25 protein-coding genes are annotated in these 24,629 nt (G+C 31.9%); 18 read left to right on the top strand and 7 right to left on the bottom strand.

Going from position 1 to position 24,629, the window contains the following annotated elements:
• Window positions 1–119: 119 nt before the first annotated feature.
• The 10 genes from JH146_RS02390 to metG all read left to right on the top strand — a co-directional run bounded on the left by JH146_RS02390 (window position 120) and on the right by metG (window position 10,021).
• The gene (locus tag JH146_RS02390; RefSeq protein WP_048201508.1) at window positions 120–1,301 is read left to right on the top strand and encodes an MJ1255/VC2487 family glycosyltransferase; all 1,182 of its coding nucleotides are present in this window, start codon (window positions 120–122) and stop codon (window positions 1,299–1,301) included.
• Window positions 1,302–1,305: 4 nt separating this feature from the next.
• Window positions 1,306–2,229, top strand: a complete 924-nt coding sequence (gene cofD / locus JH146_RS02385) for a 2-phospho-L-lactate transferase (RefSeq protein ID WP_048201507.1) — start codon at window positions 1,306–1,308, stop codon at window positions 2,227–2,229.
• 4 nt (window positions 2,230–2,233) lie between these two features.
• A complete protein-coding gene (locus JH146_RS02380) occupies window positions 2,234–3,283 on the top strand; it encodes a THUMP domain-containing protein (RefSeq protein ID WP_048201506.1) in 1,050 nt (349 codons plus the stop codon).
• Between the two features lie 83 nt (window positions 3,284–3,366).
• Window positions 3,367–3,570 (top strand): histone family protein, encoded by a 204-nt coding sequence (locus JH146_RS02375; RefSeq protein ID WP_048201505.1) that lies wholly within the window; start codon window positions 3,367–3,369, stop codon window positions 3,568–3,570.
• Window positions 3,571–3,840: 270 nt separating this feature from the next.
• Window positions 3,841–4,521, top strand: a complete 681-nt coding sequence (pyrH, locus tag JH146_RS02370) for a UMP kinase (RefSeq protein WP_048201503.1) — start codon at window positions 3,841–3,843, stop codon at window positions 4,519–4,521.
• Between the two features lie 2 nt (window positions 4,522–4,523).
• The gene (locus tag JH146_RS02365; protein ID WP_048201502.1) at window positions 4,524–4,718 is read left to right on the top strand and encodes a DUF2116 family Zn-ribbon domain-containing protein; all 195 of its coding nucleotides are present in this window, start codon (window positions 4,524–4,526) and stop codon (window positions 4,716–4,718) included.
• A gap of 275 nt (window positions 4,719–4,993) precedes the next feature.
• Window positions 4,994–5,389: a 30S ribosomal protein S6e gene (locus tag JH146_RS02360; protein WP_048201501.1), complete on the top strand. Its 396-nt coding sequence runs from the start codon at window positions 4,994–4,996 to the stop codon at window positions 5,387–5,389.
• 285 nt (window positions 5,390–5,674) lie between these two features.
• Window positions 5,675–6,910, top strand: a complete 1,236-nt coding sequence (locus JH146_RS02355; RefSeq protein WP_048201500.1) for a translation initiation factor IF-2 subunit gamma — start codon at window positions 5,675–5,677, stop codon at window positions 6,908–6,910.
• A 41-nt stretch (window positions 6,911–6,951) separates the two neighbouring features.
• Complete coding sequence (locus JH146_RS02350; RefSeq protein WP_048201499.1) at window positions 6,952–8,046, top strand: DNA double-strand break repair nuclease NurA; 1,095 nt, start codon at window positions 6,952–6,954, stop codon at window positions 8,044–8,046.
• A gap of 1 nt (window position 8,047) precedes the next feature.
• Window positions 8,048–10,021: a methionine--tRNA ligase gene (gene metG, locus JH146_RS02345; protein ID WP_257719653.1), complete on the top strand. Its 1,974-nt coding sequence runs from the start codon at window positions 8,048–8,050 to the stop codon at window positions 10,019–10,021.
• A 29-nt stretch (window positions 10,022–10,050) separates the two neighbouring features.
• Here the strand turns inward: metG and purL are convergent, their stop codons facing one another.
• Together purL and JH146_RS02335 are read right to left on the bottom strand one after the other, a co-directional pair.
• Window positions 10,051–12,273, bottom strand: coding sequence for a phosphoribosylformylglycinamidine synthase subunit PurL (purL, locus tag JH146_RS02340; RefSeq protein ID WP_257719652.1), 2,223 nt, complete (start codon window positions 12,271–12,273; stop codon window positions 10,051–10,053).
• 56 nt (window positions 12,274–12,329) lie between these two features.
• Entirely contained in the window at window positions 12,330–12,752 is a 423-nt protein-coding gene (locus tag JH146_RS02335; protein ID WP_048201495.1) for a nucleoside-diphosphate kinase, read from the bottom strand.
• A 265-nt stretch (window positions 12,753–13,017) separates the two neighbouring features.
• Between JH146_RS02335 and JH146_RS02330 the strand changes: the two genes are divergently transcribed.
• From JH146_RS02330 to JH146_RS02300, 7 genes are all read left to right on the top strand, one after another.
• Complete coding sequence (locus tag JH146_RS02330; protein WP_236953673.1) at window positions 13,018–14,208, top strand: ABC transporter substrate-binding protein; 1,191 nt, start codon at window positions 13,018–13,020, stop codon at window positions 14,206–14,208.
• Between the two features lie 153 nt (window positions 14,209–14,361).
• Complete coding sequence (locus JH146_RS02325) at window positions 14,362–15,075, top strand: branched-chain amino acid ABC transporter ATP-binding protein (protein WP_394296459.1); 714 nt, start codon at window positions 14,362–14,364, stop codon at window positions 15,073–15,075.
• A 311-nt stretch (window positions 15,076–15,386) separates the two neighbouring features.
• Complete coding sequence (locus JH146_RS02320) at window positions 15,387–16,298, top strand: branched-chain amino acid ABC transporter permease (protein WP_048201492.1); 912 nt, start codon at window positions 15,387–15,389, stop codon at window positions 16,296–16,298.
• 64 nt (window positions 16,299–16,362) lie between these two features.
• Window positions 16,363–17,400: a branched-chain amino acid ABC transporter permease gene (locus JH146_RS02315; RefSeq protein ID WP_048201491.1), complete on the top strand. Its 1,038-nt coding sequence runs from the start codon at window positions 16,363–16,365 to the stop codon at window positions 17,398–17,400.
• A gap of 141 nt (window positions 17,401–17,541) precedes the next feature.
• The gene (hacB, locus tag JH146_RS02310) at window positions 17,542–18,036 is read left to right on the top strand and encodes a homoaconitase small subunit (protein ID WP_048201490.1); all 495 of its coding nucleotides are present in this window, start codon (window positions 17,542–17,544) and stop codon (window positions 18,034–18,036) included.
• Complete coding sequence (locus JH146_RS02305; RefSeq protein WP_048201489.1) at window positions 18,033–18,527, top strand: 6-carboxytetrahydropterin synthase; 495 nt, start codon at window positions 18,033–18,035, stop codon at window positions 18,525–18,527. The genes hacB and JH146_RS02305 overlap by 4 nt, the downstream gene beginning before the upstream one ends.
• Window positions 18,527–19,579 carry a bis-aminopropyl spermidine synthase family protein gene (locus tag JH146_RS02300; RefSeq protein ID WP_048201488.1) on the top strand — a complete coding sequence of 351 codons (1,053 nt, stop codon included), beginning with the start codon at window positions 18,527–18,529 and terminating at the stop codon, window positions 19,577–19,579. The genes JH146_RS02305 and JH146_RS02300 overlap by 1 nt, the downstream gene beginning before the upstream one ends.
• Before the next feature lie 21 nt (window positions 19,580–19,600).
• On the opposite strand, the gene dph5 is transcribed toward JH146_RS02300, so the two are convergent.
• Complete coding sequence (dph5, locus tag JH146_RS02295) at window positions 19,601–20,374, bottom strand: diphthine synthase (protein ID WP_048201487.1); 774 nt, start codon at window positions 20,372–20,374, stop codon at window positions 19,601–19,603.
• A gap of 86 nt (window positions 20,375–20,460) precedes the next feature.
• On the opposite strand from dph5, the gene JH146_RS02290 reads away from it, so the two are divergent.
• Window positions 20,461–21,621, top strand: a complete 1,161-nt coding sequence (locus JH146_RS02290) for a cation:proton antiporter (protein WP_048201486.1) — start codon at window positions 20,461–20,463, stop codon at window positions 21,619–21,621.
• A 115-nt stretch (window positions 21,622–21,736) separates the two neighbouring features.
• On the opposite strand, the gene ilvD is transcribed toward JH146_RS02290, so the two are convergent.
• The 4 genes from ilvD to leuD are packed head-to-tail and all read right to left on the bottom strand — an operon-like array spanning window position 21,737 to window position 24,512.
• Window positions 21,737–23,398, bottom strand: coding sequence for a dihydroxy-acid dehydratase (gene ilvD, locus JH146_RS02285; protein ID WP_048201485.1), 1,662 nt, complete (start codon window positions 23,396–23,398; stop codon window positions 21,737–21,739).
• Between the two features lies 1 nt (window position 23,399).
• Window positions 23,400–23,807 (bottom strand): type II toxin-antitoxin system VapC family toxin, encoded by a 408-nt coding sequence (locus tag JH146_RS02280; RefSeq protein WP_236953672.1) that lies wholly within the window; start codon window positions 23,805–23,807, stop codon window positions 23,400–23,402.
• Window positions 23,752–23,955, bottom strand: a complete 204-nt coding sequence (locus tag JH146_RS02275) for a hypothetical protein (RefSeq protein WP_048201484.1) — start codon at window positions 23,953–23,955, stop codon at window positions 23,752–23,754. Before JH146_RS02275 ends, JH146_RS02280 begins: the two co-directional genes overlap by 56 nt.
• A 47-nt stretch (window positions 23,956–24,002) precedes the next feature.
• Window positions 24,003–24,512, bottom strand: a complete 510-nt coding sequence (leuD, locus tag JH146_RS02270) for an Isopropylmalate/citramalate isomerase small subunit (RefSeq protein WP_048201483.1) — start codon at window positions 24,510–24,512, stop codon at window positions 24,003–24,005.
• Window positions 24,513–24,629 lie beyond the last annotated feature (117 nt).

Below are 24,629 nucleotides of genomic sequence, written 5' to 3'. Positions count from 1 at the left end.
GCTCGGAGGTGTAAATTAAAGTTGGGGGATATCCCAATAGGGAGGGGGCGAAGCCCCCTCTATGGTGTGGATACCCCAAATTAAATAATTTATGGTTACTAAAAAGTTTGGGTGAAAATATGAAAATACTTATTTCAGTCTGTGGGGAGGGTTTTGGGCATACAACAAGATGTATAGCAATTGGTGAAGCTTTAAAAAATGATTATGAAATAGCATACATTGCTTATGGAAAAAGTAAAGATTTCATTGAAAAATATGGATTTAAAGTTTTTGAGACATTTCCAGAGATAAAACTTAAAGGAAAAGATGGAAAATTTGATATAACTTCAAGTATATTCAATAAAGAATACAGCCCAAAAAAAGCTATTAAAAGGGAAATTAACATTATAAGAGAATACAACCCTGATTTAGTAATTTCCGACTGTAAATATAGTACAGTTGTAGCTGCAAAACTTTTAAAAAAGCCAGTTATTTGCATAAGTAATCAAAACTATACAAGATATAAATTAAAAACAGATTTAATTGTTTATCCAACAATGAAAGCTCTAAACATTATAAATGAGAGATGTGAAAGGTTTATTGTTCCTGATTTTCCTTTACCCTATACTATATGTGAATACAACCTAAAAATTATAAAAAATATGGAGTTTATTGGGCCATTAATTAGATATGATGTTGAAGATGATGATAATGAAGAAAATTACATATTGAGTGTTATTGGTGGCTTTGAGTATAGATATAAAATCCTTGAAGAGCTTGGAAAAATAGCTTTAAAAAATAACCTAAATGTTAAACTTGTGTGTGGAAGTTATGAAGTTGCTAAAAAGCTAAAAAATGATTTAAAATTACACTCTTATAAAAATGAAAATATTGAGATAATTCCTATAACAACAAATATGAAAGAACTTATAAAAAATGCTGAACTTATCATATCCCATGGAGGGCATTCAACAATAATGGAAGCCCTATCATTTGGAAAACCATTAATTGTTATCCCAGATTTAGACCACCCAGAGCAGGGAAATAATGCTAAAAAAGTCCATGATTTGGGCTGTGGAATAGCTTTATCTTATAAAGAGCTATATAGATTAGAAGAAGCCATATTTGACATAAGAAACATGAAATTTTATAAAAGAAATGCTTTAAAAATGAGAGAACTCGCAAAAAAATACAATGGAAAGAAAAATATTAAAAAAATAATAGATGATTTCTTTGAAACAAGAAATAACATAAGAAAATACTACTTAACAGACCGAATAACTAACAAATTGATTAATAAGCTTAAGTTGAAGATTAGGTGAGAAAGTGATTACAGTATTATCAGGAGGAACAGGAACGCCAAAATTATTGCAGGGTTTAAAAAGAGTTGTTGATAATGAAAAATTGGCTGTTATTGTTAACACTGGTGAAGATACTTGGATAGGGGATTTATATCTATCACCTGATGTTGATACCGTTTTATATACCTTAGCAGATTTAATTAATGAGGAAACGTGGTATGGGGTTAAAGGAGATACTTTTTACACCCATGAGCAATTAAAAAATCTTGGATTTGATGAAGTTTTAAGGATAGGGGATAAAGATAGAGCCTTAAAAATGCATAAAACTTATTATTTGAGGAGGGGTTATAAGCTTTCAGAAGTTGTTGATATGGAGAGAGAAGCTTTAGGGATTAAAGTAAAAGTAATCCCAATGACTGATGATAAGGTTGAGACAAAAATTTTGGCAAAGGTTGATGGAAAAGTTGATTTATTAAAGTTTCATGATTTCTGGGTTAAAAGAAGAGGGGATGTTGAGGTTTTAGATGTTATTTATGAAAATAGTTTATATGCCAAACCATGTAAGAAGGCAGTTGAAGCTATAAAAAATAGCGAGCTTATTATTATCGGCCCTTCAAATCCTATAACCTCTATAGGGCCAATTTTAAGTTTAAATGGAATTAGAGAGTTATTAAAAGATAAAAAAGTTATAGCTGTTTCACCAATAGTTGGGAATTCTGCTGTTTCAGGTCCTGCAGGTAAATTAATGAAAGCTAAGGGCTATGAAGTATCTGTTAAAGGAATTTATGAGTTTTATAGAGATATAGTTGATGTTTTGGTTATAGATAATGCTGATAAAGAAATAGCTAAAGAAATACCTTGTGAAGTTTTCATAACCAACACAATCATGAAGACATTAGATGATAAGGTTAGGTTAGCAAAAAATATTATTGAATTCTGTGGTGGCTAAATTTATGAAACCAGTTGCTTTAGTGACAACAAAACCAGGATTTGAACCGCAATTAAGAGAGGAGCTAAATAAATTACCAATAAAAAAGAAAATTCTCTGGACACCATTTAGAGGAATTTTAAAAATAATATCTCAAAACCCTTACGAATTTTTAAATATTATTAAAGAAAATAAAAATAATTTAAAATTTTTATTGAGAGTAATTCCATTAGAAATGGAATGCCAAACAGATATTGATGAGATAAAAAAAGCTGTGTCTTTTTTAATCAATGAAAAGAAAGAAAGTTTAAAGAATAAATCTTTTGTAGTTAGATGTAATAGGAGAGGAAATCATGAATTTACAAGTGAAGTAGTTGAAAGAATAATTGGAAAGTATGTATTAGATAATTTTAAAGATTTAAATCTTAGAGTTAATTTAAAAAACTGGGATTTTAAAATAAATATTGAAATTTTACAAGATAAGAGCTATATCTCAATATTTCAGGATGAATTTAACGAACTTGTTATTCAAGAGAATATAGACAATTTAAAAAACTTAAAGAGATATGTTGAAAGACCATTAAACCGCTCAGAGAGAAAAATGGATGAATTAATAAAAAAATTCCCATTTATATTTGAAAACTTAAATTGCGTTGTAGATATCGGCTCATCCCCAGGTGGTTGGGCGAAAATGTTATCAAAAAAAGCTAAAAAAGTTTATGCTATAGATACTGGAGAGCTAAAAATAAATGCTAACAACATAATCCATATAAAAAAGAGAGCTGAACATGTAGATTTTGAAAAAGATATTAATGAGGAAATTGATTTGATAACTAATGACACTAATCTATACCCTGATGAATCTATATTTTTAACATTAAAATTTGCGAAATATTTAAAAAGTGATAGATATATAATTCATACATTAAAAGCAAGAAAATCAAAGACTAAAAAGGAAGATTTGGAGCAGGTGTTAAAAATTTTAGACCAATATAAAAATATTGAAGTATTTGAAATAGTTAATCTAAAGGCCAATACTAAAAATGAACTCACAATAATACTCAAAAAAGTATAGAAGAAAATATTAGAGAATATCTCCGAAAAATATATATACTTCCCATTATAAAAACTAAAAATGTAAAGTTCTGAGGTGGTATTATGGCTGAGCTTCCAGTTGCACCATGTGTAAGAATCTTAAAGAAGGCAGGTGCTCAAAGAGTAAGTGAAGCAGCAGGGAAATACTTTGCTGAGGCTTTAGAGGAAATTGCCTTAGAGATTGCTAAGAAATCAGTTGATTTAGCTAAGCACGCAAAGAGAAAGACTGTGAAAGTTGAAGATGTTAAGACGGCGTTAAGAGGTTAGGTGCCGAACTTACATTATATCTATAATAACAATACACCTTTTTATTTTTTGTGCATATTGATAGAAATATTCAAATATTTGGAACTAAATTGAATTAAAATTATAGTTTTTTGCAAAACTTATTAAAATTAAGAAGGAAATTTTGAACGCCTCCTATTTGGAGGCGTTCATATATACCTTATTCATTACAAGACATTTTGCAAAAAACTATAAATACTGCCTATTTTGATATTTTGAATAACTCTTTTATTAGGGAGCTTTGGTGAGAAGATGAGGATTGTTTTTGATTTGGGAGGCTCGGTTGTGATGCCAAAAGAAGGAGCTAATGCTGAAAAAATTAAAGAATATGCCAATACTTTTAAAAAGATTAAGGATGAGGGGCATGAGGTAGCTATAGTCGTTGGAGGAGGAAAAACAGCGAGGGAATACATAAGTATAGCAAGAGAACTTGGAGCTAATGAGAGTTTTTGTGATGAACTTGGGATAATGGCTACAAGAATGAATGCAATGATATTAATTACTGCTTTAGAAAATTATAGTATAAAAAAAGTCCCTACATCATTTGAAGAGGCAGAGCTTATATTAAACTTAGGAAAAATTCCTGTCATGGGAGGGACTCATCCTGGGCATACAACAGATGCTGTTGCAGCGTCATTAGCAGAGTTTATAAACGCTGATTTGTTAGTTATAGGGACAAATGTTGATGGTGTTTATGACAAAGACCCAAATAAATATAAAGATGCTAAAAAATTCGATAAGATGAGTGCTAAACAGCTTGTTGATTTAGCTTTAGCTTCTTCATTAAAGGCAGGTTCATCATCAGTTGTTGATTTATTAGCTGCTAAAATTATTGAAAGGGCTAAGTTAAAAGTGGTAGTTGTTAAAGGAACACCTGAAGAGCTTTTAAATGTTAGTAAAGGAATAATAAATGGAACAATAATTGAGGGATAAATATGGAAATTCCACAGCACAGACACTGTTTAAATTGTGGTATCTCAATTCCCCCAGACCAAGTTTTTTGCTCAGAAAAATGTAGAATCGAATATATGCAAAGAAGAAAAAGAATGTTAAGAACTCAATATATGTTTTTAGCAATTGCTGGGCTCATAATTCTATACTATATTATCACAATAGCATTGAAGATGTAAAACCAAAAATTATTTAAGATATTATGTTTCAATTATTATCCCGTGCTATTGTCCTGACTCCTTAATAGGAGTTGGGACGTGTCGATGACCCAGTAGAGTTCTACCCCTTTGACCCCAAAGGGGTAGTGAAATGATGAAGCTGGGGAGGCGTAGGGTGAATAAAAAATAAAAAAATAAATAAAAAATAAGCTGTTTTGTTAAATTCAAAAGATTAATTTAAAAAAATTTGGAAACTGAAAACAAATAACAAAAATAAAAATATAGGAGGGAATACTATGCCAACAGCAAAATTCGTAGTTGCAGACCCAAAAACAGGAAGATGCTACCAAATTGAAGCAGACAACACACCACTTGTTGGTAAGAAAATTGGAGAAGTATTTGATGGTAAAATTTTAGGTTTAGAAGGTTACAAGTTGCAAATAACAGGAGGAACTGATTCAAGCGGTTTCCCAATGAGACCTGACATCCATGGAAGTAGAAAGGTTAGGGTTTTGTTGAGTTCACCACCAGGATTTAGACCAAAAAGAAAAGGGGAGAGAAGAAGAAAAACAGTTAGAGGAAACACAATAGCTCCTGACATTGTCCAAATTAACGTTAAAGTTGTTGAGTATGGAGAGAAATCAATCCCTGAATTGTTAGGATTAGAAGGTGGAGAAAACCAGGAGCAATAAATAAAACATAGCTCTTAATTTTATTTTTATTTTATTTATTCTGTTTAAAATATTGTAGTGGTTTTGTAGTTTTTTTGACTATTTTGATACTGCCGAATATAACTTTGTAAGCTAAAATTATAAAAATGTGGAAATACTATAAGTGTTTTTCAAAATATAATTTTTAAAAAAGGTACATTATAAAAGCCCGTAGGGCTTTTATACCTATTCCTTAATAAAGTTTATTAAGTTTGAAAAACACTTATATTTTACAGATAAAGTAAGTAAGATTTACGGGGGATAATTATGGCAAAGAAAAAACAAGCTAAACAGGCAGAAGTAAATATTGGAATGGTTGGACACGTCGACCATGGAAAAACAAGTTTAACAAAAGCATTAACAGGAGTTTGGACTGACAGGCATAGTGAAGAGTTGAGAAGGGGGATTTCAATTAGGTTGGGTTATGCTGATTGTGAGATAAGGAAATGTCCACAGTGTGGAACTTACACAACAAAACCAAGATGTCCAAACTGTCTATCTGAAACAGAGTTTTTAAGAAGAGTTTCTTTTGTTGATTCCCCAGGGCACGAAACATTGATGGCTACAATGTTATCTGGAGCTTCTTTAATGGATGGGGCAATTTTGGTTATAGCCGCTAACGAACCATGTCCTCAGCCTCAAACAAAAGAACACCTAATGGCTTTAGAGATTTTAGGAATTGATAAGATTATAATTGTTCAAAATAAAATTGACTTAGTTGATGAGAAACAGGCAGAAGAAAATTATGAGCAAATAAAAGAATTCGTTAAGGGAACTATTGCTGAAAACGCCCCAATAATTCCAATCTCTGCCCACCACGAATCAAATATTGATGTGTTATTAAAAGCAATACAGGACTTTATTCCAACACCTGAAAGAGACCCTGATGCAACACCAAGAATGTATGTTGCAAGAAGCTTTGACATAAACAAGCCAGGAACTGAGATTAAAGATTTAAAAGGAGGGGTTTTAGGAGGAGCAATTATTCAGGGGGTATTTAAAGTTGGAGATGAAATTGAAATTAGACCAGGAATTAAAGTAACTGAAGGAAATAAAACATTCTGGAAACCATTAACTACAAAGATTGTTTCATTAGCAGCTGGAAATAACATACTTAGAAAAGCTCATCCAGGAGGTTTGATTGGGGTAGGAACAACATTAGACCCATACTTAACAAAATCAGATGCTTTAACTGGAAGTGTCGTTGGCTTACCAGGAACTTTACCACCAATTAGAGAAAAAATAACTATAAAAGCTAATTTATTAGAGAGGGTTGTTGGAGCTAAAGAAGAATTAGAGACAGAACCATTAAGAACAGGAGAAGTTTTAATGCTAAACATTGGAACTGCCACAACAGCAGGAGTTATAACATCAGCAAGAGGGGATATTGCAGATATAAAATTAAAAATCCCAATATGTGCTGAAATTGGAGATAGAGTAGCTATAAGCAGAAGAGTAGGTTCAAGATGGAGATTGATTGGTTATGGAACTATTGAAGGATAAGAATAAATTTTTATTTTTTCTATTAAATTGAGGGATAATGGATGATTGAATACCTTTTAAAAAACAGAGAGAAAATCATCAAAAAAATGGAAAAGATTAATAACATTGATTATAAGGAAGTTGAAGAAAAGTGGATTTTAGACAGTTTTGAAAATCCTAAGGACATGAGCTTTGCTGGTGGAGATGGGAGTTGTAATAAGTTAGATTACATATCCTTTTCATTCTATGGAGTTGGGGCGGTTAGCTTTATCCATAATATTGGAGAGAAGATAAAAAAGGCTAAAGAAGAGTATATATTTGATATAGCCCATCCCTTAGATATAGAGGATAGAATAAGGAAATACATGCTAACTTTGGAGTTAAAAAATGCCCTCTATGTCCTTAGGAATTATGATATTGACTGTTATATCTTCGATGGCTCATTATTCTCTCTATTAATATCTACAAGAAAGGGTTTTGAAGCCTATGAAGAGGAGATAAAAAATCTCTATACTGAATATAAAAATGAGTTTGATAAGAAAATTGAGGAAGAGATTACTTATGGGGAGATTGGAATTATATCAAAAGATTTAGATTTGGAGCTTGATAAAAAGATGTTGGTTGAGCATGTTGAATACATCTTAACATTAACAAAGCTTATAAATGAATTTAAAGATAAGATTATTGGAATATCTAAAACTTCAAAAATAAATATTTATTTTGACAAAAATATGCCAGATATCGCAGTTTTTACAAAATATACAGATAAAGCTGGGTATTCAGAGCCGATAGATTTTGTCAATAGAATTGGGCCAGAAGAAAAAAGAGAAAAACACAAACAATTGAGTAGTGTAGTTAAGGGAATAAGCTTTATCAGACAGAAACCATTTTATGCAGAAATTGATACTGCCTATATACAGTTTGTTAGATTGGAGGATAACTGCGGAGTCGTGGGAATAACAAGCTTTAACAAAATAGATAAAGAGCTACTATCATCAATAAAGCAGATATCTATTAACGGCTATCCTTATATATTAAAAAAAGCTCATGAGACTGTTGAAATAACCAACAAAAAACTTGAGGCAATTGCCAAGATGCTAAATATAGACGACCCTATAGCAAGGCACATCTTAGGCAGAAAGAAGAAAAAATTCTGACATAAAGAGGAGGGAGACAATGAAGTATTTAATAACCACTGCCTTAGCATACACAAACGGCCCTTTACATTTAGGTCATGCGAGAAGTACCTACATACCAGCAGATATTATGTATAAATACTTAAAGTTGAGAGGAGAAGATGTTGTTCATATAGGAGGAACTGATAACCACGGAGTTCCTATAACTTTAACCGCTGAAAAAGAAGGAAAAAGCCCAGAGGAAATTGTTGAAAAATACCATAATGAGATTAAAGAAGATTTAGATTTATTGGGAGTAGAGTTTGATGCTTTTGGAAAGACCCATAGTCAAATACATATAGAAACAGCTCAGGAGTTTTATTTAAAGTTGAAAGAAAATGGCTACATATATGAAAAGGAGATAGAGCAATTTTACTGCCCAAACTGTAAAAAATTCTTGCCAGATAGATATGTTGAAGGAATCTGCCCATACTGTGGAGGAGAGGCAAGAGGAGACCACTGCGAAGTTTGTGGAAGACATTTAGAGCCATTTGAGTTAAAAGAGCCATACTGTGTAATCTGCAAAGGAAAGCCAGAGATTAGAAAGACAAAACATTACTTCTTTAAGTTGAGTGCTTTAAAAAAAGAGTTGGAGGAATATATAAAAAATGCAGAGGAAATGCCAGAACATGTTAAAAACATGGCATTAAATTGGATTAAAGAGTTGCATGATTGGGATATTTCAAGGGATATAAGCTGGGGAGTTCCAATTCCAGGAACTAATCAGGTAATGTATGTTTGGTTAGAAGCCCCTATTGGCTATATCTCATTTACAAAAATGTTAGGAGATGTTTGGAAAAAGTATTGGTTAGAGAAAGATACAAAGATTTATCACTTCATTGGGAAAGATATAACTGTCCATCATGCTGTTTTCTGGCCAGGGATGTTGATTGCTCATGGTTCCTTTAACTTACCAACAGCAGTTGTTAGTGGAGGTTATTTAACTTTAGAAGGAAGAAAAATGAGTACAAGTAAAAGATGGGTTGTTTGGGTTAAAGATTTTGTTAAAAACTTTGATGCAGATTATTTAAGATACTACTTAATCATGTCAGCTCCTCTGTTTAAAGATTGTGATTTCTCATTTGACGATTTCAAAAATAAGATAAATAATGAGCTAATCAATATAATTGGGAACTTTACTCACAGAGTTTTAACATTCACACATAGAAAGTTTAAGAAAGTTCCAATAGTTGATGAAGATAGATTAAAAGAGGAGGATAAAGAGTTATTAAAGAAATGTGAAGAGACAATTGAAGCTGTTGATAAAAACATAAGGAGCTTTAAGTTTAGAGATGCTTTAGTTAATATATTACATCTTGCTATTGAAGGAAACAGCTACTTCCAAAAGATGGAACCATGGGCTGTTGATAATGAAGAAAGATTAGAGGAAATATTATATACCTGCTGTAAGACAGTAAAAACTCTTGTCTACCTTTTATACCCATACATGCCTAAAAAATCTCTTGCACTATTGGAATTAATGAATGAAGAACTTGATTTGAATTTGAGAGGAAATGAGTTAAAGAAACCAAAGATTATATTTAAAAAGATAGATGATAAGAAGATAGAAGAGATGAAAAAGAAACTCTACGAAAATAAAAAAGAAGAAACAAAAGGAGGAGAAAAAATGGAGCAAATAGATATAAGTTATTTAGAAAAGATTGATTTAAGAGTTGGAGAGATTGTTGAAGCAGAAGATATACCAAAATCAAAGAAACTTTTAAAACTAATTGTTGATTTGGGAGATGAGAAGAGACAGATTGTTTCAGGAATTAAAGGATATTATAAACCTGAAGATTTAGTTGGAAAAAAGGTAATTGTTGTTTGCAATTTAAAACCAGCTAAATTGTGTGGGGTTTTATCTGAAGGAATGATTTTAGCAGCTGAAGATGATGAAGGAAATGTTAGCTTATTAACTGTTGATAAAGATATAAAAGCAGGTAGTAAAGTTAGATAAACTAAAAAAATAAAAAATTAGATTTTAATCTAAAGTTCTCCCATCATCTTTGGAAACGCTTCATAATATCTCTTCTTCATTTCATTTACATCCAAATCAATAATCTCTTTTCCGTTAATTTTTATTTTCAATCTGTTTCCTCCAACTTTTCCGATTACATAAGCGTTGCTTAATTTGCTAAGAACTTTATCTTTATTTTCTTCTCTAACTGCCAATATTATTCTTCCAGATGTTTCTGAAAATAATAAAACATCCTCCCTTAAATTATTTTTATTATAGTCAGTTAAATCTACATCTAAACCAATGTTGTTTAATATAGCCATTTTAGCTAAAGCTACAGCTAAACCTCCTCTTGAACAATCCACTACTTCACTAACTAATCCTTCCTTTACAACTTCCCTAACTTCAGCATAAATCTTCTTCTCTTTCTCTAAATCAACTCTTGGGACTTTTCCTTCTTCAGTATTGTGTATAACTTTATAATACTCGCTTCCTCCCATCTCATCTTTTGTCTCATTTGTGATTATTAAAATATCTCCTTCTTTAATCTTGTTATCTAAAACTCCTGGAACCTTTTCAACATCCTCAACTTTACCTAATACAAATATTGCTGGAGTTGGATTTATTGGGTGTTCTTTACCTTCAATAATCGTCTCATTGTATAAACTTACGTTTCCTCCAACAACTGGGATTTCAAAGAATTCAGCAGCATCTGCTAAACCTTTAATGCATTCTGCTAACTGCCAAAATCTCTCTGGTCTTTCAGGATTTCCAAAGTTTAAATTATCAAGCATAGCTATTGGTTCAGCCCCAACTGTTGATAAATTCCTTACTGCCTCAGCAACGGCATTTACAGCCCCTACATAAGGATTTAATTTGCAGTATCTTGAGTTACAGTCAGTTGTTAAGGCAATTCCCATTGGATATACTTCAGTTATTCTTAAAACAGCAGCATCTTTTCCTGGCTTTACAACAGTTCTTATTTGAACCTCATGGTCATACTGTTGATAAATCCATTCCTTTGAGCAAATATTTGGATCTTCTAATAGCTTTAATAAAACTTCATTTAAATCTTCAGGCATCTTTATTTTTTCTTTATCATCCTCTTTTTCTTTCAAATCTTCTTTAGCTTCCCTATCATATAAAGGAGCTTCACATAACAAATCTAATGGTAAATCAACAACAACTTCTCCTTTGTATTTGGCAATAATCCTCTTTTCTGGAATTGTTTTTCCAATAACTGATGCAGGCAGTTCATATTTTTTAAATATCTCAATTATCTCTTCCTCACTTCCAGGTTCAACAGCTAACAACATCCTCTCCTGACTTTCAGAGACCATAATTTCGTAAGGAGTTAATGGTTCTCTCAATACAACATTTTCTAAGTAAAGCTCACATCCTACTCCTCCACCATAGCACATCTCAGATGAAGCTCCTGAAAGACCTGCAGCTCCTAAATCTTTCATCGCCTTTACTTTACCTGTTTTTACTGCCTCTAAAACAGCATCAATTAAACATTTTTCAGAGAATGCATCTCCAACCTGAACACTTGGCCTCTCTTCCTCACTTTCTTCAGTTAAATCCTTTGATGCAAATGAAGCTCCTCCTATACCATCCCTTCCAGTAGAACCAACCAATATTAAAGACAATCCTGGCTCTTTTGCCTTTCCAGTAATAATTTCATTCTCCTTAACTAAACCAACACATACAACATTTACTAAGTTGTTGTAATCAAAGGAGCTATCAAACTCACACTCTCCTCCAACTGTTGGAACTCCTATCCTGTTTCCATAATCTCCAATTCCTTTAACTACTCCTTCAATTAACCATCTAACTTTATCTCCTTCCTTTCCAAATATGTCTCCAAACCTTAATGGGTCTAATAAAGCTATTGGTTTAGCTCCCATTGATAAAACATCCCTAACAATTCCACCAACTCCTGTAGCAGCCCCATTGTATGGGTCTATGTATGATGGGTGGTTGTGGCTTTCCATAGCTATTGCTAAGCAGATATCATCTTTTAACCTAATTACAGCAGCATCATCTCCAATTCCTACAACAATGTTTTTGTTTGTCTTTTCATTAACTGTTTTAGCAAACATTCTTAAGAGCTTTTTTGAAGTTCTGTAAGCACAATGCTCACTCCACAAGTTTTCAAACATTGCTAACTCTATGTGGTTTGGCTTTCTTCCTAAAACTTTTTCTATATACTTCAAATCATTCTCATCCATAATTACACCTTTATAGTTGATAATATTATTTGGGTTGATATACAAAAAATGAAAGATGTGTTATTAAACCTTTATGCTTATTCACTAAATATCTCATCCTCTTTAAAAAATAGTTTTATCTCTCTTTCAGCACTTTCCTTTGAGTCAGAAGCATGAATTACATTATCTGGGGTTGTTAAGGCAAAATCCCCTCTTATAGTTCCTGGCTCTGCTTCAGCAGGATTTGTTTTACCTATCATCTTTCTTACAACAGATATAGCGTTTTCCCCCTCAATAACCATAGCAACTATCCTTCCGGATGTCATAAAATTTACCAATTTCTCAAAAAACTCTTTTCCTTTATGCTCTTCATAATATTTCTCTGCCATCTCTCTATCTAATTTAATCATTTTCATAGCCACAATTTCTAAACCTTTATTTTCAAATCTTTCAATAATTTTTCCAATTAGTTTCCTTTTTACAGCATCTGGTTTTAAAGCTACAAAGGTTCTTTCTTTCATAAGTATCACACCTTTAATTTCAAAATTTAAAATGAATAAAAACTTAATAGGTTCATCAAACAATATAATTTATCTTAGATGTTCATGCATTAAAAATTTTTGATGATGTGTCATTAAAAATAGTAATAATATTTATTAATTAAATCCATCTCGAAAAACTTAAATATTGTCCATTCATAAAAAGTGAAATTGCTATAGCTTTTAATGGGGTGATATTATTAAAAAGATAATTGCCCTGTTATTAGGGACTATTCTCATAGGAAGTGTGTTTTTAGCAGGATGTGTTCAAAAACAGGAAGAAGAAAACGTTATTAAAGTTGGGTTGTTGGTTGATTTATCCGGGGGTTTAGCAACTTATGGGAATAATGAAAAGCATATCTGTGAGATTGCTGAAGAGAAGATAAACAAATACTTTGAAGAGAAAGGAATTCCTTACAAAGTCAAGCTCTATGTTGAAGATACAAAGGCAGACCCAAAAGTTTGTTTAGATAAAATGCAAGCTCTTCACGCTCAAGGAATAAACTTGTTCTTAGGACCAATGGCTAGTGGAGAAGTTAAGAACGTTAAAAACTTCGTAAATTCAAATAAACTTGTAATTATATCACCATCTTCAACTGCACCACCAGAGGCAATTGGCTGTGCTAAGCCAGAAGATAAAAAATACATATTTAGATTTGTCCCAACAGATAACTTCCAAGGAAACGCTATTGGGGATGTTGCTAAAGAACTTGGTTTAAAGAATGTTGTTGTTATTTATAGAGCAGATGCTTGGGGAGATGGTTTAAAGAAAGCAACAGTTGAGAAATTAAAGGCTAATGGAATAAATGTTATAGATGTAATTCCATACGACCCTAACATTGGTGACTGGAGCCCAATAATTCAAAAAGTAACAAATGAAATCAGCGGAAAAGGAAATGACACTGGGATAGTGTTTATTGGTTATGAAGAAGTTGCAACACTCTTAGCTCAAATAAAAGATGACTCACCTTTATTAAACTACAAGTGGATTGGATGTGATGGAACAGCAAACAGTAAGAAAGTTTTAGAAGAAGTTAAAGATAAAGCTGTAAAAGTTAAACTCTATTCAACAATGTTCCAATCAGAAACTGATGAAGCTGAAAAGATAAAAGAAGAGTTTAAGAAGAGAGGTTATGGAGAACCAGACCAGTATGCATTAAACGTCTATGATGCATTCTGGGTTGGAGCTATCTCTTATGCTGAAATGTTACAAGAAGCTGGAAAATATGATGCTGACTTATTAGCTAAGAAGATAAAAGAGAATGCAATTAAATATTCAGAGGGTCAGTTTGGTGTTAAGTCAGTAACTGGTTACATAAAATTGAATGAGTGGAACGATAGAGCAAGTGGAAACTATGGTATCTTTGCAGTAACAGAAGATGGCTGGAAGTTAGTAGGAATTTGGGACTCAACAACTGGAAAAATTAGCTGGCAATAAATTTAATTCAACTTTTTAATTTTTTATTTTTAATTTTATTTTTGTTTTTATCCATAAAGTATAAAAATTATAATTTTTATTTTTAAATCGAATGAATATAATTTACTTATATCAAAAATAATGTCACTTATTTTTTTGAGGGATAAAATGGAAATTTTAAGGACAGAGAATATTGTAAAGTGTTTTGGTGAGTTTAGAGCTTTAAATGGAGTGTCTATAAGTGTAAATAAAGGAGATGTTACTTTAATTATTGGGCCAAATGGGAGTGGGAAATCTACATTTTTAAAAACTTTGTTTGGTTTAACAAAGATATATTCTGGAGAGATTATATTTAAAGATAAAAATATAGCAAAAGTTCCACCACATCAAAAAGCAAGAATGAAAATTGCATATCTACCACAAACAAACAACGTATTTGCAAATTTAACTGTTGAAGAAAACTTAAAGATTGCTGGTTATGTATTAGATAAAGATAAAGTTAAAGAGAGGATAGAAATTGCTTTAGATGTATTTCCAGAGCTTAAGGATATTTTGAAAAGAAAAGCAGGAACATTAAGTGGAGGACAGAGGCAGTTCTTAGCTATGGGAATGGCTTTGGTTAGAGATGCAGAAGTTTTAATGTTGGATGAGCCTACTGCCCAATTATCACCAAAACTTGCAGAAGTGATTTTTGAAAAGATTATTGAGATGAGAGATGAATTCGGCTTAACAATTTTGTTAGTTGAGCAAAACGCCAAAAGAGCTTTAGAAATTAGTGATAACGGATATATGTTTGTTAGTGGAAGAGTGGCGTTTGAAGGAACTGCTGAAGAGTTATTAAACCATGAGAAATTTAAGGAATACTCATTAGGAATAACCGCTATTTAAACATAGAAAAAAGACCTATAACTTAAATAATAGACATTAATTAGGGCTGAAAGCTCTAATTTATAACCAATTATCAAAGGAAATATTGTCTATTAAGGAATATTTAGAAGCTCTAAAGGAGCTTCTATAAGTGCCTTACAATAATTAAAAACTTTGATAATTGGTTAAATGGACGAATTTTGATGAAACCGAAGCTTTAGCTTCGGGCTACAAAATCCGAAGGATTTCGTTCAACAGAAAGCTCTACTTTCTGGCTACAAAACCGTTTAAGGTTTTCATCTAACTTTTACTAAAAGTTTCAAGGTGAAAACATGATTTTAGAGGGAGCGATTATTTATTCCAACCTTTTAGTTTTGTTGGCATTGGGTTTAACTCTAACTTATATAACAACAAACGTTCCAAATTTCGCTCAAGGAAGTTATGCAATAGTTGGGAGTTATGTTGCTTTAACTCTATTGAGGTTGTTTGATATAAGCCCTTATCTTTCTCTGCCAGTATTGTTTATTATTGGAGCGGTTGTTGGTTTAATCACTTATTTAGCTTTAAAACCACTAATAAAAAGAGGAGCTTCAGTAGAGATTTTGATGATTGCAACATTAGCTATTGATTTAATATTGTTAGGAGCTATTGGGGCTTATTCTGAAATATTAAGTGCAATTGTTGGCTCTACTCAGGCGAAATTCGTTTTTGCAAACTTAGATTTTACAGTATTAGGATTTAAGGGAATTTTGTTTGTTTCAACATTTGTTATTATACTGTTGTTGATTGGGCTTTATCTTCTATTGTATAAAACAAAATTTGGTATTGCATTGAGAGCTTCAATGGAAAACCCTTCACTTGCACAAACAATGGGAATTGATGTTGAAAAAACAAGGTTATTTTCATGGATTCTCTCTGGAGCTTTAGCTGGAGTTGCTGGGGGGCTTTTACCTTTCATGCAAGAGATTGTCCCAGCTACTGGAGGTTTAATTATCATCTCAATCTTTGCCGCAAGTATTGTTGGGGGGTTGAGGCATATAAGTGGAGCTTTAATTGGGGGTTATGTGATTGGAATATCTGAGAGTTTAATAACCTATTACTTAGCATCAGTATTTGGAACTGGATTTTTAGTCTATGGAAAAGTTATCTCTCTAATCATAATGATAGTAACACTATTAATTGCACCTTATGGAATTACAGGAACTGATTGGAAGAAAGTTAAGAAATTGCTTTCTGGAGCATAAGAAATTATTTTTTTAATTTTCCTAATAAAGTATAATTTTTTCTAAAAGTTTCGGGGTGAAAAAAATGATTATTGAACTAATCTCATTAATCTTATTGTGGTTTGGAATCTATTACATAGTATCCTTATCTTTAAACATGGAATTTGGTTATGCAGGAATTCCAAACTTTGGTAAAGCTTTGTCAGTATTAGTTGGAGCTATTGCAGTTGGAGGGATTTTGGATAGGTTGTTAATGCTATACTTTGGTATTGGGGGAGGATTGATTGAGGGTAGTACCTACGCAACATCAATGATAAATGATGTAATTGCTTCAAATCCAATAGTGGGAATTGGAATTTTAATATTGGCTATAATATTGGCTTCAATCCTTGGATTTGTAGTTGGAGCAATCTTTATCCTACCAAGTGCTAAGTTAAAAGAGGATTATTTGGGAGTTACATTATTAGCTATAAGCGAGGCTGTGGTTTTGGTTTGTACTTATAATCTAAACATAATTGGAGGTTATTATGGTATCTCAACCCCCGATGTTTTAGCATTTGTCTCTGGAGAGTATAGAGGTTGGGTATTTACTGGAATGGTTTTATTTATTGCCTTTTTAGTTTATTTGTTCTTTGAAAGATTGTTAAATACACCATTTGGTAGAGTATTAAGGGCTATGAGAGAAAATGAAGATACCGTTAAGGCATTTGGTAGAGATATAATGAAGCTAAGGATAAAAACAATGGCTATTGGTTCTGCAATTGGGGCAATTGCAGGGGCTTTGTATTCATTATATACAGTAAATATCGTTGCTAATGCATTTACAAGAGTTGAATGGACATTCTTCCCATTCCTAATGGTTTTGTTGGGAGGAAAAGGAAATAATAAAGGAGTGGCTTTAGGGGTTTTATGTTATGTTATAGTTAAGGTATTATTAGATGTTTATAAGTATGACTTAAAATATACCTTAAATATCCCATTTGAGCCAGTTTGGCTGTCTTATATGTTATTTGGAGTTTTAATGCTTCTCATCCTCTACTACAAGCCATCTGGTTTAATCCCTGAAAAGCCAATTATAACCGCTCCAATGAAAAAGAAAATAATAGAGATTAGCAATAAGTAATTAAATAATAAAGTTTTTATAGCAAATCCATTTTATTTATTTTTCCTAAAAGAAATTTTATATTAAATATAAGATTTTTATCTCTTTTAAAATTTAAAATTTTTAAATCTAAAAGATATAACGTTATTTTGGTGATAAGAAATGATTATTAAAGGAAGAGCTCACAAATTTGGGGATGATATAGATACAGATGCAATAATCCCAGGGCCTTATTTAAGAACTACAGACCCTTATGAATTAGCTTCACACTGTATGGCGGGGATTGATGAAAACTTCCCAAAAAAAGTTAAAGAAGGAGATGTAATAGTTGCAGGAGAAAACTTTGGGTGTGGTTCAAGTAGAGAACAAGCTGTAATAGCAATAAAATATTGTGGAATTAAGGCAGTTATAGCAAAAAGTTTTGCAAGAATTTTCTATAGAAATGCTATTAATGTTGGATTGATACCAATAATGGCAAATACTGATGAGATTGAAGATGGAGACATAGTTGAGATTGATTTAGATAAGGAAGAAATTAAAATAATCAATAAAAACAAAACAATAAAATGTGAAACACCAAAAGGTTTAGAAAGAGAAATATTAAATGCTGGAGGATTAGTTAATTACCTAAAATCAAAAAAAGGTGTAAAAGCATGATGTTAGAGTTAAATGGATTACATGCAGGTTTAAGGTTTTCATCAGCCCATATTGTATTTGGACATCCCACATGTGGGGTTATACATGGACATTCTTATTATGTAGATGTAAAACTCTATGGAGATAGAGCCGGAGAGTTCAAATTTGTTTGTGATTTTAAAATAATTAAAAAGATTGTAAAAGAGATTTGTGATAAGTTAGACCACAAATTAATACTTCCAAAAAATCATGAGCATGTATATTATGAGTTAAGGGATAAAACCCTATACTTTAAATATGAGAATAAAGAATACAGTATTCCTGTTGAGGATGTAATACTTTTACCTATTCCATCAACTACTGCTGAAGATTTAGCAATATATTTTGCTAATGAAATAGCAGATAGATTAAAAAATCTCGGTTTTTCTAATATAAATTGGATAGAGGTCTCTATCAACGAAGGAATAGGACAGGGAGCTTGCTATAGAAAATACTTAAAAGAGGTGAAATAATGGAGAGAATCTTAGAGAAGGTTAGAGCGAAATCAGAGATTCCAGTATATGACAAGTCAGTAGAAAATGTTTTATCAGCTATTTTAACAACCAGTGATTTTTGGAAGATTGTTGATTTGAGTGAAGAGCCATTACCTTTAGTTGCTGACATTATAAGAGTTTTAGAGGAGGAGGGGTTAGTAAAAATAGGTAACGGAATAGAATTTACTGAAAAAGGAAATGAATTTATAAAATCCTATGGAATTGGGAAGAGAGATGATAGTGTTTGCGAATGCTGTGAAGGGAGAGGGGTATCTTTAAAGAACTACCAAGATTTATTGAAGAAATTTAAAGAGATTGTTAAAAATAGACCAATGCCAAAACACGAATACGACCAAGGTTTCGTTACACCGGAATGTACAATTTCAAGAATTGCATTGATGAATTCAAGAGGAGATTTATTCAATAAGGATGTTTTAGTTTTAGGGGATGATGACTTAACAAGCATTGCTTTAATGCTATCAAATCTACCAAAAAGAATCGTAGTTGTTGATATTGATGATAGATTAATTAACTTCATAAAAGAGGTTGCTGAACAATTAAATTATAAAAATATTGAAGTTATAACCTTAGATTTAAGAAAGCCACTTCCAGAAAAATACAGTAAAGCATTTGATACATTCATTACAGACCCACCAGAAACAGTTTATGCTGTAAAAACATTCATTGGTAGAGGAATATCAGCATTAAAAGGAGAGAGAAGAGCTGGTTACTTTGGAATCACAAGAAGAGAGAGTTCATTGGATAAATGGAGAGAGATTCAAAGAACATTAATAAATGACTTTAATGTAGTTATAACTGATATAATAAGGAATTTCAACCACTACGTAAATTGGGGTTATGAGGAAGAAACAAGAGCTTGGAAATTATCCCCAATAAAGAAAAAACCAGAGGATATTTGGTATAAATCCTATATGTTCAGAATAGAGACATTGAAAGATAGTAGAGGGTTTGAAGATGAAGTTGATGTTGGAGATGAGTTATACAACGATGCTGAAAGTTCAACAACATAAAAAATTTTTAAAATTTTTAAATTAAATATTTTCACATAAATATTTTAATGCATCTTCTTCCATGAAATGAAGTTTTCCTGGAATTATTATACAATGTAACGGCTCTCCAAAGTCATAATTTATTAAATCTTTTATTTTTCCATAAACAAGTTTTGGTTTCAAACTTCCAGCTCTTGCAACTACCACAGCTTTTGTATCTTCACTTATTATATTTTCTTTCTTCCTATTTTCCAATTCTAATAACACTTTTAATCCCTCATTTGCTGTCATAAACCTCTTTTCATTTTCATCAACTCTAATATCTAATAAGCAGAGAGTATGCAAACCTCTCTCTAAGTTTTCTTTTATTACATTATATGGAGTTTCTGGGAAGTAATTTTCTTCTGGAAATACAATTGAAGCAGTTCTACCAAATTTATATAATTGTAATCCAGTAATTCCAACAGCTGAATAAATTGATGGGGCATTTATTATCACAACATCAACCCCTTTCTTTTTTGCCTCTATTGCTAAATCAACGTGTGTTGTAGCAACCATTGGGTCGCCAGCAGTTAAAAACATTATATCTTTATCCTTTGCTTCTTCAATTAACTTGTATCCTTCATATTCAACCTCTTTCCTACTCAAAACATGTATCTTTTTACCTAAAACTTCTTCTATCTTTTCTATTGTAGTTCCAGTTAAAACTGCGGTGTAAAATTCAGCATAAATTTTATCAGCTTTTTTAGCAAATTTTAAGGTTTTTAGTGTCATGTCATTCTCATCATAAAGTCCCAAACCTGCTAAGATTAGCATTGATATCACCAATTTTTTGTTTCGGCAAAAGGATTATATACTAAATAATCTCCTAATCTAACAATCAAAATCTTGATGGTGAGGTAATGGATAGTTATTACTACATATTCTTTATAATATTGTCAATAATCTTCATCGTGCCAAATCTATTAAAGAAATTTAATATCCCTGCTATAACATCGATTATGATTGCAGGGATTATTATAGGACCTTATGGGTTAAATATATTACAACTGGATGAGACATTAAAAGTGCTTGCAGATTTTGGAGCAATTATGCTAATGTTTTTAGCTGGTTTAGAAGTGGATAATGAAACTTTAAAGGAAGAGTTTAAGAACTCTCTAATTTTGAGTTCATTTTCATTGTTAATCCCTGGCTTTGGAGGTTATTTAATTGGACAGTATTTAGGTCTTGGATTTATTGGGAGTTTGTTGTATGCTGTAATTTTTGCATCTCACTCTGTAGCCATTGTTTATGGCGTATTGGAAGAACTGAAAATGGTCAAAACAAGATTAGGGACTATAATTTTAAGTGCTACAATTACTGTTGATTTATTTACACTCCTTTTGCTATCAGTGGTTATAAAGTTAGGGGTTGGTGGAGGAAATGTTGGAATGTTCTTATTAGAGGCATTTTTATATATTGTGGTGTTGCTTTTAGCCATTCCATACCTCTCTAAACATATCCTTGGTATATTTGAAAAACTTCATGCACAGAGAATACACTATGTTTTATTTATTATATTCATTGCCATAATAGTTGGGGAGATTGTTGGAATCCATCCAATAGTGGGAGCTTTTATCTGTGGTGTTGCTGTTAGTGAAGCTTTAACTAAGGAAGAGCATGATGAACTTCTAAACAAAAATTTAAATGCAATTGGTTATGGTTTCTTTATACCAATATTCTTCTTAGTCTTAGGAATGGAAACAAATATAAGAGTAATATTTGATTTGAGTAATTTAGAGCTCTTATTAATCACATTAATTTCAGCAGTGGCATTAAAATTCATCTCTGGTTTTATGGCTTTGAAAATTTTGAGATTTGATAAAGTAAAAAATATCATTGGAAGTTTATTAACAGTTCCAAAAATTTCAGCTTCATTAGTTGCAGCTTCAATTGGAAAAGAGCTTGGTTTAATAGGAAATGAGATATTTGTGACAATTGTAACTCTCTCTGTAATAACAGCTACAATAACTCCAATAGTAGTGAAGCATATATTTGTTGCAAAATATGATAAAAAAAGTTAAATTGGCTAATTCAATCTAATTTAATAGGACTTTCGCAGTTTATATTATTTATTAAGGATTTATATGCCTTTGGGCATTAGTTCCTTAAAAGAATTTTATTCCTGCGAAAGTCCTATTAATCGTATCTTAACACAGCCCCTTCATCAGCTGATGTTACAAGCTTAGCATATCTCGCTAAGTAACCTTTTTTGACCTTTGGTTCAGGTTTTTTCCATTTAGCTAATCTTTCTTTAATCTCTTCTTCATCTAAAGCTAAATCTAATCTTTTGTTTATCATATCTATTTTAATTATATCTCCATCCTCAACTATCGCTATCGGCCCTCCAGCCATTGCTTCTGGTGAAACGTGTCCAATACAAGGCCCTCTACTACCTCCACTGAATCTACCATCTGTAATTAATGCCACTGAATCATCCAACCCCATTCCACATATTGCTGAGGTTGGAGCCAACATCTCTCTCATCCCTGGCCCTCCTGCAGGCCCTTCATATCTAATAACTACAACATCTCCTCTCTCAATATCTCCTCCCAATATTGCATCAACTGCCTCTTCTTCACTATCAAACACTCTTGCAGGTCCTTCATGTTTATACATCTTTGGATTCACAGCTCCAATTTTAACTACTGCTCCATTAGGTGCTAAACTTCCCTTCAATATTCTCAAACCAGCTGTTTCATGGACTGGATTGTCTATTGATCTGATAATATTATGGTCAATATATTTAACTTCTTTAATAATCTCTCCAACTGTTTTTCCACTAACTGTTAGGCATTCTTTTCTTACCTTCTCTTCCAAAACTTTTAATACAGCAGGAATACCTCCAGCTCTATGTAAATCAATTATAAAGTGCTCTCCTCCAGGTCTTAAAGAAGCTATGTGTGGAACTTCATCTGATAACCTATCAAAATCGTCTAATGTTACAAATTTTGGCTTTATTTCATTTGCTATTGCTGGGATATGTAAGGTTGTGTTTGTTGAACCCCCTAAAGCTAAATCTACTAATATAGCATTTTCAAATGCCTCTTTAGTTAAAATCTTATCTGGGGTTATATTATTTCTAACTAAATCAACTATTCTCATCCCACTTTTCTTTGCTATCCTTATTTTCTCTGCAGTTGTTGCGTGTGCTGTTGCACAGTAAGGAAGAGACAATCCCATAGCTTCAGTTAGGCAAGCCATTGTATTTGCGGTAAATAAACCTGCACAACTACCAGCTCCAGGGCAAGCAATATTTTCTATCTCTTTAAGCTCTTCCTCTGTAATTTTTCCAGCTGCACAAGCCCCAACTCCCTCAAATACACTAATTAAATCGTACTTCTTTCCTCTTAACTCTCCAGGGAACATTGGCCCTCCAGTAACAACTATAAATGGTAATCCAGTTCTTATAGCCCCCATTATCATTCCAGGAACTATTTTATCACAGCTTGGAATTAAAACTAAACCATCAAATCCATGAGCTTTTGCCATACTTTCTACAGTATCTGCAATAATCTCTCTTGATGGAAGAGAGTATCTCATCCCCTCATGACCCATTGCTATTCCATCACATATTGCCATTGTGTTGAATTCAAAAGCTGTTCCTCCATTTGCGTATATTCCTTTTTTAACCGCCTCAGCAATATCTTTTAAATGAATATGTCCCGGAACTACTTCTGTAAAGCTATTAACAACTCCAATAAAAGGTCTGTCTATCTCTTCATCTGTGTATCCACAAGCTTTTAATAAACTTCTATTTGGTGCTCTTTTTATTCCTTTTTTTACTCTATCACTTATCATTTTATCCCTCTTCATAAAATTCGAGACCATAATCTTTTAACCTTTCAAAATGCTTTTTATTATTGGTGAATAATTTATATCCTTTAGCTATTGCTGTGCATCCTATTAACAAATCAGCATCATCCAACATTTTTCCTTTTCTTTTTAAATCATTGTAGATTTCACAATACTTAAGTATGATGTCGTCATCAACATTTATAACTTTAAACATACATTTTAATAAATTCAACATTTCCTTCCTTTTATCATCTGGGATTCCTCTTATAAATTCTAATAAAGTTATAATTGATATTGCACATCCTTCAATTTCTATTATCTTTCTCTTTTTGTAGTAATCAATAATTACACATGTATCAATCAAAATTTCTGAGTTTGAATTTTTTTCTAAATTCTTCACATTCTTTTTCAATTTTTTCAACATCTACACCTTCCATAAGCTTATAAAACTTCTCTTCCAAGATTTTTTTCTTGATGAAATTTTCAAGCTCTTTTTTGAATTTATTTTTATCAATAAATTCTGGAATTTCAAAAGTTAAGGTTATCGTCTTTGTAGTCATAATATCACCACTAAATAACAAAAAATAAAATAGAAGACAAAATTTGATTATTGACTTTTAGCTTCCATTTTTTTCTTTAAATATGGCATTAATCCTCCTGCCTCTAAAATTTCCATCATAAACTCTGGCAATTTATTTCCTTTCATAACCTCTCCAGTAGTTAAGTTTTTAATCTCTCCAGTTTCTAAATTAACTTCCAATTCATCTCCTTCATTAACCTTCTCTGAAATTCCTTTACATTCAATCAATGGCAATCCAACGTTAATAGCGTTTCTATAAAATATTCTTGCGAAACTCTCAGCAATAACACAGCTAATTCCAGCCCCTTTTAATCCTAATGGGGCATGTTCTCTACTCGAACCACAACCAAAGTTCTTTCCTCCAACTATTATATCTCCTGGCTTAACTTTCTTTGGAAATTCAGGGTCTGCTCCGGTCATAACAAACTGAGCTAATTCTTCAGGTTTTGTATAAACTAAGTATCTTGCTGGCAATATAGCATCTGTATCTACGTTATCTCCAAACTTCCAAACTTTTCCCTTTATTACACTTTTCATAATTCCCACCTAATAATTTTTGATAATAAAAAAGATGAAGTATAATAAATACTTTTATTTTTTATAACTTCATTGTCTTTATAAATATTTGGTGATTTGAGATTAGTAATTAAAATT

The organism is Methanocaldococcus bathoardescens (genome assembly GCF_000739065.1).
GTDB classification, from domain to species: domain Archaea; phylum AGJL01; class Methanococci; order Methanococcales; family Methanocaldococcaceae; genus Methanocaldococcus; species Methanocaldococcus bathoardescens.
Note: the sequence above shows the minus strand (reverse complement) of the source record. Positions and strands in the feature narration are given on the sequence as shown.